The organism is Paenibacillus sp. FSL R5-0636, assembly GCF_037974255.1.
Classification (GTDB): domain Bacteria; phylum Bacillota; class Bacilli; order Paenibacillales; family Paenibacillaceae; genus Paenibacillus_AQ; species Paenibacillus_AQ odorifer.
Window position 1 is genome coordinate 1,886,826 of sequence record NZ_CP150232.1, and the last position, 14,639, is coordinate 1,901,464.

Sequence of the window (14,639 nt, forward strand, 5' to 3'; positions counted from 1 at the left end):
ATCAAAAAGGAGTGAAGCCAGCATGAAAAAGATTTATACAAGGAAGGTGTTGACTCTGATGTTGATATTATCAATGTTCAGCTTTATGGGATGTGGCTCTAGAGAGGAGAAAAGTGAAAAGAAAATTTTGAGCTCCTTGCAGGAAAAGTATGGCGAGGAATTCATCCTTGATGGCATAGGCGGCGGTTGGGGAACGATGAACAACAATACTTTGAAGGCGACTGTGCATCCTAAGAAGGATGACACGATTAATGTACGGGTGGAAATCACGAAGGATTTGGAAAAGGTGTATGACAACTATTTAAACCAGGTGGTAGCAAAAAAAGACGAACCAATGATTCAAGCAATCGCTGCTAGCATTTGGCCTGACAGTAAAATTATCGTTGCCAACGAAACGGGGTTGGTTTACCCCAAGCATAACGATACAAAGATTTCCTACGAGCAATTTCTGAAGTTATATCCAACGAATACGCTGGTGATTTCAGTCTATTTAAATAGTGATAACTATGTTGATGGTAATGGAGATATGGACCAAGAGGCAGAAATGAGAAAATATATGGATTTTGCAAAAATACTAGCAGAAAATAAATATGTGAGTAGTCTGATAGGGATAGGATACCTCACTCCAGAGGCCTATGGTCGATTAGAAGAGGTCAAAAAGGCAGAGGAAAGTGTTGACATATATTTTAGTGACGAAACTAAAAAAACAGGAATTATTAATATAGTTACAATGGCTGGATTCAAATTAGGAGTTGATGGAAAGATTGTAGAATCTCAAGACAAGATTAGAGAATTCTTTGATATATGGAAAGAGGACAGAATAAAAAGAATGGAACAAAGAGGGGGATTGTAATGGACGATACGCTTACAGAGGTAGAGTTAAAGCAGATCTCACAACTTGTTTATTTAGATATACTCAACATTAAGGATTTGGAAAAAACATATGCATTATATAAAAAAATCACTCTCGGCGAAGTTCTCAACTTCTACGCTTCTCCCGCAGGTCAGCAACAATTAAAAGAACGCTTTCCTGACGATCTTAACGGAGTCAAAGAATACAAGCAGTGGAATGATCTCATAGAGCAGATGAATATATCTGATTATCAGAATTGGGAAATCTCCAATATCGTCTCTCATAATAAAAAAGAGGAATCAGGTTTTGTTGCATTTACAGTAGATACCAAGAACGGGGCAAAGGTAGCGGCGTTCCGGGGTAGTGAACCAATGGATAACCCGCTTTACCATAATGACTGGAAAAACAACGGAACAACTGCATATGCCCTTGAATCTTTACAACAGGCGGAAGCTAAAGAATATATGGATAATTTCAAAATAGATGCGGGTTATGAATTGTTTCTGACTGGGCACTCGCTAGGAGGTAATCTAGCCCTATATTCCTCTTTTATATTACCTGAGAATTTACGGAATCAACTAACTTCCGCATCAACGTTTAATGCACCGGGATTTAATGGAACCTTGCTTGATAAACACAGGGCCACTATAGATGAATTGAATGAGAATGACAAAATTAAAGAGTTCAGAAATAAAAATGACATCGTTCCGGCCTTATTTCAAAATCCATCAGCAGGTATTTACATTGACACTGAATCTGAAAGGAATACCGTGCTGCCACATCATTCCTTATTCTCACTGAAGATCGACGGGAACAATGAGTCCTTTCAACGTTCAGAGTCACAGACTCGGGCTTTGGTTCCTAACCTTGTGCATAATATTACAGTTGGTTTAGAAATTGTGCCGGGGCCACTAAAGGAAGCATTGGTTGAAGGGATTTTTAAAGTATTGGATGGGGAAGTAGATCTGCGGCCATTAGCGTTTGCGGGAATAGCCGTAGTTGGGCTTTTAATGGTGACTGTTGGGCCCGTTGCAGTTGTTACTGCGGCGATTACTGCAGCGTTAGCTGCGCTCGTTGTCACTATAAAAGCTCTGGTTGCGCTTTATGTGATTGGTTTTGTAATTGACAGTGTGATTCCCTGGATTGAGCAAAAGGTGGAGGATATCAAGGAGAGAGTGGTCTCCTTTTATAATCAAAGTGTTGAATTTGTAACGAATATGGTGACAGAAGCTGTCCGAGTGACTAATTTGATCGGTGATAAAATTGAGGAGTTTTCACAAAAGGTAAAGCACGCAGTCTCTGATTTTATGACGAAATTAAAAGAGGGCTTTAATCGTTTTGTAGAGAATGCCATTCAGTATATTGAAGCTCAGAAGGAATATTGGATTAGTGTAAAAGACAAAGCAATGAAGAAAATGGGGGATATATTCCAAAGTGTAAAATCTAAAATTAAGAAAACTAAGGAAGAATTTATCGCTGGCGTACGCACGATTAAAGATTCAGCGATCAGCAAAGTCAAATCGACCGTAACGAAAACCATAACGAAGATTGCAGTTGCATCTGCTAGTGTCATTCAAGGAGCCAAGATTTTGGCGAATATGGATAAACTGGAGAGTCTGCAGAAAAGTCTGGTGCGTAAGGAAGAGAGCATTGCTGAAGCCGTCGAGAGGATATTATCTATAGCTTCAGGAGTCAGTTCTAACGTGGGCAGGACTTACAGTGAATCTTATGTTCAAGCTCAATTAAGAGAAGTTCAACGTTTAAGCAATGAAGTCCGGACACAGAAAAATCGTGTAACAACAGCGATTAACGGAAAAACTGCAGGTTTAAGATACACAGTTACAAAATATCGAGAGATTGAATCCAAAATTGTTGCAGCTGCCCGTGCAAGTACTACCTCAATACATCTTAACTAATTATATCAGGAAATAGAAAGATAAATTGAGAGGAGTAATTATATGAAAAAATTAATCAGTTCTCTACTTTTATTACTAATGGTATCCCTGATGACTTCTGCATTTTCAGGTTTTGCAGCAAGTCTTCCATTGAGGGTAGTAGTAAATGGAGAAAAAGTTATTTTTCCAGACGCCCAGCCTTTTATCGATGCGCAGCAAAGAGTACAGCTACCCGTGCGTTTTATAAGTGAAGCGCTTGGAGCTAAGGTGTTATGGGACAGTAAGGCCAAAAAGGCAACAATCTCGCTTGAAGGCAAAACAATGGGTGTCTATATCGGGAAAAAGAGTTATGAGCTCAATGGAAAAACAAAACAAATGGACACGGCAGCATTGTTCAAACAGTCAAGAACCTTTGTCCCACTTCGATTTGTATATGAAGGACTCGGTGTAAACGTGAAATGGGATGATGCTGTGAAGACGGTCTACATCACTACTCCTTCAGGTGAAATAGCTACCTCTGATAAGCCTGCTACGGGAGAATCAACGAATGGAGCGAAGACGGTAACGATTCATGGGTTTGAAATCCCGTATACTCAATTGGGGGCCAATCTAGAGTCGACTTATATTACCGATTCACAGCTGACAGTATACAACAATGATGATCGGAAAGCAGGTCAGTATCTTTTTCAAATCACAATTACATTTACTAATATAGGCTCTGACCCTGCACTGGAAGCGAAGGAAGCGGAGAATATTCTTAGACAAAACATTGAGGGCGATGTCGTAGATTCGATTATGAAGTATGTTAGAACAAAAACAAAAAGAATGGATGAGCTAGATTATAAAGTCTTCCAAAGCAAAGATTATAAAATTGATGTAGACTCTCCTGGTATGGGGGATATAGGAATCGCAGTATGGCCGAAGTAGGAGAGGTGAAGGTATGAAAAAATCGATATGGCTTAGTATAGTGACAATATTCTTATTCCAATCTATAGCTTCTTCAGTTTTCTCTGAAGAGTCAGTGAATGATACATCTAACAATCTTCCAAAAACAGCGACAGCTGTTATCGAGAAGATCAATAAAGATATGGCGGAGCTCTATAAAAAATCTAATTATTACACAATGGAGACTAATAAAGGAAAGTTAAGAGAGGATTTGTTGCAAAACCAGATAAAATCTAACAATAGTAATTTTGAGATTGTTTATGGTGGAAATCATGAATGGCTGGAGCATAGCAATATGTTTGCTTTTTCCGGGTATTCGATTGATGGGGACTCGGTCTCAACTGAGGGAGCTCCATGGTATGCTGGATGGAGCGGGATTCAAATTCAGAATTTTAATATGATTAAGGAACCTTGGAAGGACTCTGGCGTAAAATCAAGCTACAAAATTAGAAAAAATGATTTTGATGCATTTGTAGGTCGGGATATTGAGTATCTAGCAAATTCCGGCGGGACTTTTGAGCAGGCGATTCTTACTGGACTAAACCTGAGCTATGCCGGTAAGAAATATGAACGGTTCATCTATAACAATCAAGACAAGGAGTATAAAGACAGGGTTGTATACACTCAGAATACTACACCGTCTAAGGGAGGGCGATGGATAGATTATGTTCACGTCTTGCAACCGCCTACCTATCTGTCTTGGGGATCAGGCAGGATTTACATCCAAGGTTCCAACGGAAATATTACTTACTTAGGCATTCCTATCGCACCGTTTATTTTGCAGGTAAATGATTTATCCCCTCATTTCGAAACTTTGCCAACCGGCGCGGTAGCTGGACAAGAGGTAACCGTTGGAATCAGACTCAGATCCAGCTTCGCCACGCAGAAAACAACAGATTACGCTTGGAAGATCACGAGTAACGGAAAGGAAATCCCTGTAAGATACCATGGTCATGCGTCAACGTTAGCAGGTGAAATTATGCTTGCGGCTAATACGGCTGACAATATTCTTTTCGCGACATTTACAATGCCTGATGAGGACGTATACATCCAGTTTAATCTGAACAGGTTGAAGTCACCTAATGAAGTCTTTTACGGAAATAATGAGATTTACGGATGGATTAAGAAGGTCAACTCGATGCCAACAACTAAAGGCTCCTTCGATCTGGATTATAATGTGTTATCGAAAAAAGTGAAATTCGGGTTAGCCGATGGTGCTGCTATAAAGGCTGTTCTACAACCGCAATATTCTGATTTTACTTGGAGTGGGAATGCTACAGGCGCTTTGGAAGTAATCAATAATTCGGATACTATCTATCGTTATTTCCGTGTGGAGAATAATCCGCTGGTTAACGATGCCGCCAGTACTATAGTTAGGCAACCTGACATCATAGCTAGTCTACAGCGTCCTGATTTTGGTGATGATCCTGTTAACGGTAAGTGGTACATTAATCCGGCTCCGTATACACCTAATCAAAAGTCAGGTAATATCAGTTTCCAGGGTACTGTGAGCAGAAATTTCACTCGTAATTATCAGGTGTGCAGCACAACTAAGAACGGGCAAGGTAAAGATGTTGAATCTTGTCAAACGTATACGGAGAGCGGCAGCACTTCAGCTCCGTTTACACCAGGTGAGGATGTCAAAACCATTCGGACCTATATTTATAACGGGGCCAAACAAATAGCACCTAAGCTGTACAAGAATTCAATAGACAAGAATAAAGCGGATTCTTTGATTCGAAAGCTCCTCTGGACAAGTGAGCCTTACAATTATAATGTAATCCGCTGGATGGCTCATGAAGATGAGAATAAGAACTTACAGGATTGGACGAAAGTAAAGGGGCAATTCGAACGAATCTTCACACAACAGGCAAGCGGAGACATCGGTTGGAAGGTAGAGAATAGCATGGCTCAAGCTTATAAGAAAGCCAGAGCTACCGCTAAAAAAATGCTTAACGACAAATCTAATTATGATACCGCCGTGTTTGCGACGGATAAGCAACTTCAAGGGTATGATTATCCGATTAAATCCGGATATTATTTTAATCCTGTTGGAACGTATACCTTTACACTGGAGACAGTTACGTTTAAAGATACGGATAAAGACACGAAGGACCATAAGGATCTTGTTGAGGAACTTACGAATTCTTTCCGATATGAAACTGATCTTATGTATATCAATAATGATAAAGTTGCGGTCAATCTGCGGAATGAACCACTGAGCAAAAACGGGAATAACTTTGCAAGAAAGCCAGCAGCTTTATCCGTAGAGGATAACACCGGAGTGAATGATGCGAAATTGTTGACGGTGGAGAACAGCTTTACTAAAGATGTGGAAGAGATCCCATATTCACAAGAAAGAGAAAGTGATAATGGCACCCATGAATTCTGGAAGAATATATTAGAGGGTTACTCACAGTCTAGTACACTGGGAAGCTTCGACAATTTCAAATACCGTGAATATGTGGGCTTGAATCAGAATATGTACAAGATCACGGAAAAGTCTACGGTGACGATTACGATTAATAAGGACCATATTCCTGTCTATACTACAGCTGAAATGCCAGATGGGAAGTACTATGTTAAGGCTTGGTTGGCAGATGTGGAGCTCTCCAAGAGTACCAACGCATACAAATCACTGGGCAAGCTTGTCGGCATTAAGCCGCTGGATCAAATTGAGGTTACGGTAAAAGGCTCTATGTTTGATGACTTAAATAATTAAACAATAATAAAACTCCCTTCATGCAAAATTGCATGAAGGGAGTTTTATTATTGTGATAGCGCTTCATCCAACGTATAATAAGGGCTGTTGATTGTTTTATTTTATATTGTTTTTTTATTTTCACACTGGATGGCGGATTATTGCTTATTGGAGAAGGGAGATAGTTGCTATGAAGTTATTGGGAGCGATTGAAGCAGGCGGAACGAAGTTTGTATGCGGGATTGGTTATGAGGACGGTACCATTCTGGACCGAGTTAGCTTTCCGACAACAACACCGGAAGAAACGATGGGACTCGTAATCGACTATTTTAATGGGAAGAATGTAGAAGCTTTTGGTATTGGATCGTTTGGACCGATTGATCCCGTGCTGGACAGCCCTACTTATGGTTACATAACAACGACACCAAAACCTCACTGGGGACAATATAATCTGGTAGGTACAATGGCTGAGCAATTTAACGTGCCGATCGGTTTTGATACGGATGTGAATGGTGCAGCGCTTGCGGAAAGTAAATGGGGAGCGGCTAAAGGTCTGGACAGCTGCCTTTATATTACGGTTGGGACAGGTATTGGAGCGGGAGCAGTTGTTGGAGGTCAGATGGTGCATGGATTGTCTCATCCTGAGATGGGACATATTCTAGTTCGCAGACATCCAGAGGACACGTTTGAGGGCTACTGCCCTTATCATGGCGATTGCCTTGAAGGGTTAGCCGCAGGTCCGGGGATTGGCAAACGCTGGGGACAACCAGCAGGCGAGCTGCCTGTTGACCATCCAGCTTGGGATATGGAAGCTCATTATCTTGCACATGCACTTATGAATTACGTGCTGATTCTGTCTCCCGAAAAAATCGTAATGGGCGGTGGGGTCATGAAGCAAAGCCACTTGTTCCCGCTAATCCGTACCAAGCTGCAGGAGCTGCTTAAAGGTTATGTTCAGCATCCAGCGCTCAATACCGATATTGATAATTACGTTGTGCCACCGCAGCTTGGAGATAATGCAGGACTTGCAGGTGCGATTGGACTGGCAACCTTAGCTTTGGCAAGAAACTAGTATAAAAAGATATTGACTGTTAGGAAATATATGGTATTGTAGGATCTAACAGTATAGCATTTAATGAGGGAGCACCTCTTTCACGTTTATCGTGAGAGGGGTGCTTTTTTGCGTTTTCCGAGTCTGACAGTGTGGGATTCACACCAGCGAAGAGTAGTTCAGACCCGGTAGGTATAGTGCTTGCTGAAGACTAGAAAGGCAGGGATGAATATGCAAATTGTATTTATGAATCGCTTATCCAGAATATCTGGGGTGGATCAAGAGGTGTTCGCTCAGCTATGGATTGGAGAGGAAGAAGGAGTGTGGAGCCTGGGCTGGCGTGATTTTTCAGACGGTGAGGAGACGCAGGAGCATTTGTGGTATGCGGGTGGTTCTTGGAATGAAATGCTCTGTGTTTACAGGCATGAGCTGGCGGTGAAGATGGGGGATGGCTATCGGCCGTTGATTGATGGCGTATTTCATGAAGAAGACGGCCTTACTGGGCGCAATCAGGAGCAGCTAAGGCTGCAATATTACAGTGAATATAATGGGAACGAAGCTATTTATGAGGAGTTATGTGCTTGGCGCCGCAGCCGAGCTTCTAGTGAACGGAAAGCCCCTTACATTCTTGCCAGCAATCGTTTGTTACGTTTGATAAGCACTTTCTTGCCGCATACACCAGAGGAGCTGCTGCAGATCCCTGGTGTAGGGGAAGGAAAGGTAGCCCAATATGGTACGGATTGGTTGGCTATAACCTCTACGGCTGCAAGGGAACATTCCTTTCCTTTGAATTGGGTACACCAAGAAATTGAGGAGGACTCTTTTGTATCCTGGCTCTATAAACAGAAAGAGGTCAAATATAAGAAACAGCTAGAAAGACTGCGATTACGGCGAATTCTGCTGCAAGGGATCGAGAATGGGTTAGGGTTAGAACAGCTTAAGGTGAACAGTGGAGTGAACCGTCGCGAACTGATTGAAGCGGTAGAGGAGCTGGAAAGAGAAGGTTATTGCGTGGAGAAACTGATCGAGGTAGAACTGAAAAATGTGCCGCAGAATGAGCAGGAGGCGATATGGAATGCCTATGTAGAGGTAGGAGATCTTTTTCTAAAGCCAGTGCTGCATAAGGTGTATGGGGAGGATTTTTCAGCAGCAGAAGGGCTGGATAGCTATTATGAACGTCTACGGCTGATGCGCATTCGTTTCCGGCGGGAGCAAGCTCCTAAAGTGGACATGGCGACCAGTTTCTAGTAGCTTTTTCTCATATCAAAAAGACGAAGGCTTCCTTACACCATAGGGTTAAAGGGCCTTCGTCTTACCTATTCGTCCGTTTATTTTCATAGCCATTCTTTCTTGCGGAATACATACAGCATCCCACAGCCTAACGTCAACATTAGACTTATCACGGCAAAATAACCGTATTTCGTATGCAATTCAGGCATATGATCAAAGTTCATCCCATAGATTCCGGTGATTACGGTCAAAGGCATGAATATCGTTGTAATCGCGGTAAATACTCTCATAATTTCATTGGCGCGGTTGGCGATACTGGATTGGTAGGCCTCACGTAAGTTGCCCATGAGATCGCGGTACGTCTCAAAGGTTTCGGATATTTTAACTGCATTTTCATAAATGTCGCTAAAATACTTCTGCAGCTGATCATCAATCAGACGGAGGTCTTTTTTGTTCAGGGTATTGATAACCTCTTTCTGTGGTCCCAGCATCTTCTTTAACCATAAGATTTCACTTCGAAGACCGATAATCTCACTCAGATGAGATTTCTTGGTATGCATTAGAATATCCTCTTCAAGCTTCTCAATCCGGGCTTCAATTCGGTCACCTACGGAGAAATAATTATCTACGACAAGGTCAATAAGCAGGTAAAGGAATTGGTCAGGTTCGCTAACCTCTTGTTCCCATAACATGGGCTTCAGGATGCGCAGCTCGTGGATCTTTTGTTTCGTTACAGTAATAATATAATGTCTGCCCAAGAATATATTGAGTGCCCGCAGGAAAATTTCCTCATCATCAAAGCGGATGCTGTTTACAACAATAAAGTAATGACTTTCGTATATTTCGATCTTTGGACGTTGATCCTCTTCACTAAGGCAATCCTCAACAGCGAGATCATGCAGGTTGAACAGGGGCTGAAGCAGCTCCAAATCCTCCACATCTGCATCAATCCAATAGAACCCTTCTGTTGGGGGTGTCAATGTTTCATCAATTTCATCAATAGGTGTAAAAACCCCTGCATTCACCAGCCGGATTTTCATCTGATTCCACTCCTTCTATCCCCGGGTCTTCACCAGGGACTGCTAATTAAGCACAGAGAAAAAATCAGCTTGGCCGGCGTTACAATCAATACAAGAGGCCGAATGACGATTCGAGGGCATGAAGAAGAACTGCTCCCGCCGCCGGCAAGCTGATGATTATCCTGTGTGGTTGCTCATTTTGTACACTTAATTGCGAGCTCGGGTCGCCTTCCATTCTTCTTCTCACCTCTTCTTTTCGTTCAGGTATGAAATACTTGTCTAGTATAACAACGGAGTATGCCTCTTTCAAGCAAATTTATTGTTACTTTAAGGCTACTTCAGCATTGTATGGACTTGACGAAAAGGAGGTTCATGATTTAAAGTAAATTTTAAAGAAATTTAATTGAATACAGCTAAATCTTATCAAGAGCAGGTGGAGGGACTAGCCCTATGAAACCCGGCAACCGGCGTGTGAACGCACGGTGCTAATTCTTGCGGAACTTTGCTGACGACTAAACCCCGTCCAAAAGTTTCTGGCAGATGAGAGAGGCGCATATGACTGTAGATATGACCTTTCTCGTTTTCCGAGAAAGGTCTTTTTATTGTTCAGAAAGCCGCGATGTGACAACATAACCTAAATACAGTTAAGGAGTGGAAAGACAATGCCAATTAAAATTCCCGACAGTTTACCAGCAAAAGAAGTACTATCCGGAGAAAATATTTTTGTGATGGATGAAAGTTTGGCTTTCCATCAGGATATCCGTCCACTAAGGATTGCTATTCTGAATCTCATGCCGACTAAAGAAACGACGGAGACTCAATTGCTGCGTTTAATAGGAAATTCACCGCTGCAAGTTGATGTTACCTTGCTGCATCCACGCTCACATACTTCTAAGAATACTTCTGCTGAGCATTTGAGAAGCTTTTACAAAACTTTTGACGAGATCAGCCACCGCCGTTTGGATGGCCTTATTGTTACAGGAGCACCCGTAGAGCAAATGGAGTTTGAGGAAGTATCCTATTGGGAAGAGCTAAAAGAGATTTTTGAATGGAGCAAGGATAATGTGACCTCGACCATGCATATCTGTTGGGCGGCACAGGCAGGGTTGTATCATCATTTTGGTGTTCGTAAAGTGGCATTGCCTGAAAAATGTTTTGGTGTATTCTCCCATACGATTAATCAAAATAACATTAAATTGCTGCGCGGTTTTGACGAGGTATTCCATGTACCGCATTCCCGTCATACCGATGTCTCCCGCGAAGATATTGAGAGCAATCCAGATCTGCAGATTCTGGCAGAATCCGAAGAAGCTGGTATGTATCTAGTAGCTACGACCGACGGCAAACAAATATTTGTGACCGGACATTCCGAGTACGATCCTCTATCCCTGAAATGGGAATATGATCGTGATTTGGAGAGGGGCATGGAGATGGCCTTGCCGAAACACTATTTCCCTAAAGATGATCCAGAACGGACACCTCCTGCAGTGTGGCGTGCACATGCCAACTTATTATTCTCTAATTGGCTCAATTACTATGTATATCAAGAGACACCTTACGATATCGACCCGATTGTTTATTAAGATCAGCGCTACATTATAATTTAGGAGGCATTTATCATGGACGACAAACTTAGGATTGAAAGCAGACTGGCACAAATAGGTTCACAAGAAGATCCGGCTACCGGAGCCATTAATTTTCCTATCTATAATGCTACGGCATTCCGTCACCCGAAGCTTGGGCAGAGCACAGGTTTCGATTATAGCCGTACCAAAAGTCCGACCCGTTCCGTACTGGAGAATGCGGCTGCGGAATTGGAGTCTGGTGATGCAGGTTTTGCCTGTAGCTCTGGGATGGCGGCTATTCAAACCATATTTACCCTGTTTGGGCAAGGCGATCACTTGATCGTTTCGCTGGATCTTTACGGCGGGACCTATCGTTTGTTGGAACGAATTATGTCCAAGTTTGGAATCACTGCTTCCTATGTAGATACGAATGATTTGGATGCGCTTGGGGCTTCCCGTCTTCCAAATACAAAGGCGATATTTATTGAAACGCCAACGAATCCTTTGATGATGGTTACGGATATTGCAGCGGTTGCTACTTGGGCTCGTCATCATGGGCTGCTCACAATTGTAGACAATACACTGCTGACTCCATTTTTCCAGCGTCCTCTGGAATTAGGTGCGGATATTGTAGTCCATAGTGCTACCAAATATTTGGGCGGACACAATGATGTACTTGCTGGTCTTATTGTATCTAAAGGGGCTGAATTATCCGCTGAAATAGCGATTCTACATAACTCTATTGGCGCTGTGCTTGGGCCAACAGACAGTTATCAGCTGATGAGAGGCATGAAGACACTGGCTCTGCGTATGGAACGGCACGAGAGTAATGCACTAGCAATTGCCCGCTATCTACAAGAGCACCCGGCGATTGCGGAAGTGTTCCATCCAGGCCTGCCGGATCATCCGGGATATGAAATTCAGAATCGCCAGTCCTCGGGCAATACCGGAATTTTTTCTTTCAAATTAAAAGATGCCAGATACGTAGAACCTCTGCTTCGTCATATTCGGCTTATAGCCTTCGCGGAGAGCCTCGGCGGGGTTGAATCGTTAATGACCTATCCTGCAGTACAGACGCATGCGGACATTCCTGTGGAAATTCGGAATGCGGTGGGTGTAGATGATCGGTTGCTGCGCTTCTCGGTGGGCATTGAACATGCGGAGGATCTAATTGCTGATCTGGGTCATGCTTTGGAGGCTGCGCGGGCGGAAATCGAAACGAAGTAAAAGTAACGGCAACCCAGATCGGCACCGAATTGCTGGAAAATATCGAGGATCTAACTCACCGTTGATTTAGAGCTGGTGTTAGACTGAGGATGAAATAGAGCTGTCTCATAAGCCGGGAATTGGCTGCTGGGATAGCTCTTCTTTTTGGACTTTTTGCTATTGGACACAGCTGACCTTAGATACAGCATTATTACACATTTGGAATGTTAACGGCCTCCACAGCAGCTATAGCGCTAAAAAACAGCTTTCATGAGGCTCTTTTCATGGAATAGCATCACTGGAGTCCATAACTATGCTCTAAAGGCTAAAAACTTGCAAATAACGTCATCTGTGTCCGACAGCCTCAGGGAATTTTGATTCAACGGGTGCAGGCAGCAATGTAAGGACTCTTTCTGCTGGATGGTATCTTGCTGAGAAAGTAAAAAGTTTTTCAAGCTGTTCAGATTGTGATACGATGAGGAAATGAACTGTTCATTTATTAAAATATAAGGTATAAGTTACATACTATACTTTATCCTTATGTTACTACGAGAAACGGTTGTTATCTCTAAAGGACGACAACGTTATTTTTTCTTGTGATTTTGTGAATCTACCATATCCCTAAGGGTTTAAAAGGAGGATGCGAACGATGAGTGCGATAGATCTTATTTTGGATAAAGCCCTGCGGGGCGACCGTCTCCAATTGGAAGATACCATCCGACTATTCGAGAGCAACGAAATTGAGAAAATGGGTGCTGCTGCAAACACTATTATGGAACGCTGGCACCCGGACCCGTTAGCCACTTTTGTAATTGGCCGTAATATTAACTATACGAATGTATGTGATGTGTACTGCCGTTTTTGCGCTTTTTACCGCAGACCAGGCTCGGATGAAGGCTATGTGCTGCCAGATGAGGCGATTTATCAAAAAATTGCTGAAACAATTGCTGTTAATGGTACAGAAATTCTTATGCAAGGTGGAACTAATCCTAACCTTCCATTTAGCTACTATACAGATATACTGCGCGGAATTAAGCAACGGTTCCCTGAGATTACAATGCACTCCTTCTCTCCTGCGGAGATTATGAAGATGAAAGAAGTATCAGGATTACCACTGGAACAAGTGGTTCGTGAAATTCATGCTGCGGGTCTGGATTCATTGCCAGGCGGAGGCGCAGAAATTCTTGATGACCGTACACGCCGCAAAATCAGCCGACTAAAAGGCTCGTGGCGCGAGTGGATGGATGTAATGCAGACGGCACATAAAGTGGGTATGAATACCACAGCGACAATGGTGATTGGGCTTGGGGAAAGTATGGAGGAACGTGCTTTGCACTTACTACGTGTGCGTGAGGCTCAGGATGAGTGTATTGCCAACAAATATGATTCTGAAGGTTTCTTGGCCTTTATCTCATGGACATTCCAGCCGGACAATACCAACCTGAAGCTGGACAGACAAACGCCTGAGGAGTATCTGAAGACGGTGGCGATCAGTCGCCTTGTGCTGGATAATATTAAGAACTTCCAATCTTCATGGGTCACTATGGGACCAGAGGTCGGCAAGCTCTCCTTGCAATATGGCTGCAACGATTTCGGCAGCACAATGATTGAAGAGAACGTAGTATCTTCGGCGGGTGCGACTTACAAGGTAAACATCGAGTCGATTACTCAGCTGATTCGCGAAGCAGGCAAAGTTCCAGCGCAGCGGAATACACGTTATGATATTCTGCGGGTGTTCGATGATCCTAATGCGAAGATTGATAATGATTTTGTAATGCAGAACTAATATATATTAATTAATCAACGCTTGATGCTTGTTAATCCTTCAGTGGACTAATGAGCATCAAGCGTTTTTTTGTAAGGTTAGGATTACGATCATTAGCAAGCCTCATTGCAGAACACATCTGAATCTTCGCTTGTTATATCATCCGTTAGGCGTATGGACCCAGTGGACCTTATTCGTAAATTCAGCGTCTTTTGAGCAGGTGTTCGACCCCAGCGACGGTATCCTTGAAAAGAGCCTCATATAGGCTGATTTTTAGCGCAATAGCGACTGTGGGGTCCGATAGAGCTGCAGTATATGAAATATGAACAGAAAAGCATTTTTAATTTCTTTTTACCTATTCACATTATTATCCAAAAGTGATATCATAATCATATCAAAAGAATATCTA

General features: G+C 42.6%; 10 protein-coding genes and 1 riboswitch. Of the genes, 9 read left to right on the forward strand and 1 reads right to left on the reverse strand.

The window, feature by feature from the left end:
- The first annotated feature begins 22 nt into the window (after positions 1–22).
- The 6 genes from MKX34_RS08195 to MKX34_RS08220 all read left to right on the forward strand — a co-directional run bounded on the left by MKX34_RS08195 (position 23) and on the right by MKX34_RS08220 (position 8,693).
- Positions 23–853, forward strand: coding sequence for a hypothetical protein (locus MKX34_RS08195; protein ID WP_076103994.1), 831 nt, complete (start codon positions 23–25; stop codon positions 851–853).
- Complete coding sequence (locus MKX34_RS08200) at positions 853–2,769, forward strand: Mbeg1-like protein (protein WP_076297591.1); 1,917 nt, start codon at positions 853–855, stop codon at positions 2,767–2,769. The genes MKX34_RS08195 and MKX34_RS08200 overlap by 1 nt, the downstream gene beginning before the upstream one ends.
- Positions 2,770–2,811: 42 nt before the next feature.
- Complete coding sequence (locus MKX34_RS08205; protein WP_076101575.1) at positions 2,812–3,675, forward strand: copper amine oxidase N-terminal domain-containing protein; 864 nt, start codon at positions 2,812–2,814, stop codon at positions 3,673–3,675.
- 13 nt (positions 3,676–3,688) lie between these two features.
- On the forward strand, positions 3,689–6,415 hold the full coding sequence (locus MKX34_RS08210) for a hypothetical protein (RefSeq protein WP_076297590.1): 2,727 nt from the start codon (positions 3,689–3,691) through the stop codon (positions 6,413–6,415).
- A gap of 169 nt (positions 6,416–6,584) precedes the next feature.
- Entirely contained in the window at positions 6,585–7,466 is an 882-nt protein-coding gene (locus MKX34_RS08215; RefSeq protein WP_051491338.1) for an ROK family protein, read from the forward strand.
- Positions 7,467–7,676: 210 nt separating this feature from the next.
- Positions 7,677–8,693: an HRDC domain-containing protein gene (locus tag MKX34_RS08220; RefSeq protein WP_076297589.1), complete on the forward strand. Its 1,017-nt coding sequence runs from the start codon at positions 7,677–7,679 to the stop codon at positions 8,691–8,693.
- 86 nt (positions 8,694–8,779) lie between these two features.
- Here MKX34_RS08220 and corA read toward each other — a convergent pair whose 3' ends face one another.
- Entirely contained in the window at positions 8,780–9,715 is a 936-nt protein-coding gene (gene corA, locus MKX34_RS08225) for a magnesium/cobalt transporter CorA (protein WP_076297588.1), read from the reverse strand.
- A 396-nt stretch (positions 9,716–10,111) separates the two neighbouring features.
- A riboswitch (SAM riboswitch) is annotated at positions 10,112–10,241 on the forward strand.
- Between the two features lie 115 nt (positions 10,242–10,356).
- Here corA and metA point away from each other — a divergent pair.
- The 3 genes from metA to mqnC all read left to right on the forward strand — a co-directional run bounded on the left by metA (position 10,357) and on the right by mqnC (position 14,251).
- Complete coding sequence (metA, locus tag MKX34_RS08230; RefSeq protein WP_036684477.1) at positions 10,357–11,277, forward strand: homoserine O-succinyltransferase; 921 nt, start codon at positions 10,357–10,359, stop codon at positions 11,275–11,277.
- A gap of 36 nt (positions 11,278–11,313) precedes the next feature.
- Complete coding sequence (locus tag MKX34_RS08235) at positions 11,314–12,486, forward strand: PLP-dependent transferase (protein ID WP_076101579.1); 1,173 nt, start codon at positions 11,314–11,316, stop codon at positions 12,484–12,486.
- A 628-nt stretch (positions 12,487–13,114) separates the two neighbouring features.
- Complete coding sequence (gene mqnC, locus MKX34_RS08240) at positions 13,115–14,251, forward strand: cyclic dehypoxanthinyl futalosine synthase (protein WP_036684474.1); 1,137 nt, start codon at positions 13,115–13,117, stop codon at positions 14,249–14,251.
- Positions 14,252–14,639 lie beyond the last annotated feature (388 nt).

Coding starts and splice junctions, on each gene's coding strand:
- MKX34_RS08200 (WP_076297591.1), top strand. CDS start 853: ATGGACGATACGCTTACAGAGGTAGAGTTAAAGCAGATCTCACAACTT.
- mqnC (WP_036684474.1), top strand. CDS start 13,115: ATGAGTGCGATAGATCTTATTTTGGATAAAGCCCTGCGGGGCGACCGT.
- MKX34_RS08235 (WP_076101579.1), top strand. CDS start 11,314: ATGGACGACAAACTTAGGATTGAAAGCAGACTGGCACAAATAGGTTCA.
- metA (WP_036684477.1), top strand. CDS start 10,357: ATGCCAATTAAAATTCCCGACAGTTTACCAGCAAAAGAAGTACTATCC.
- MKX34_RS08195 (WP_076103994.1), top strand. CDS start 23: ATGAAAAAGATTTATACAAGGAAGGTGTTGACTCTGATGTTGATATTA.
- MKX34_RS08210 (WP_076297590.1), top strand. CDS start 3,689: ATGAAAAAATCGATATGGCTTAGTATAGTGACAATATTCTTATTCCAA.
- corA (WP_076297588.1), bottom strand. CDS start 9,715: ATGAAAATCCGGCTGGTGAATGCAGGGGTTTTTACACCTATTGATGAA.
- MKX34_RS08220 (WP_076297589.1), top strand. CDS start 7,677: ATGCAAATTGTATTTATGAATCGCTTATCCAGAATATCTGGGGTGGAT.
- MKX34_RS08215 (WP_051491338.1), top strand. CDS start 6,585: ATGAAGTTATTGGGAGCGATTGAAGCAGGCGGAACGAAGTTTGTATGC.
- MKX34_RS08205 (WP_076101575.1), top strand. CDS start 2,812: ATGAAAAAATTAATCAGTTCTCTACTTTTATTACTAATGGTATCCCTG.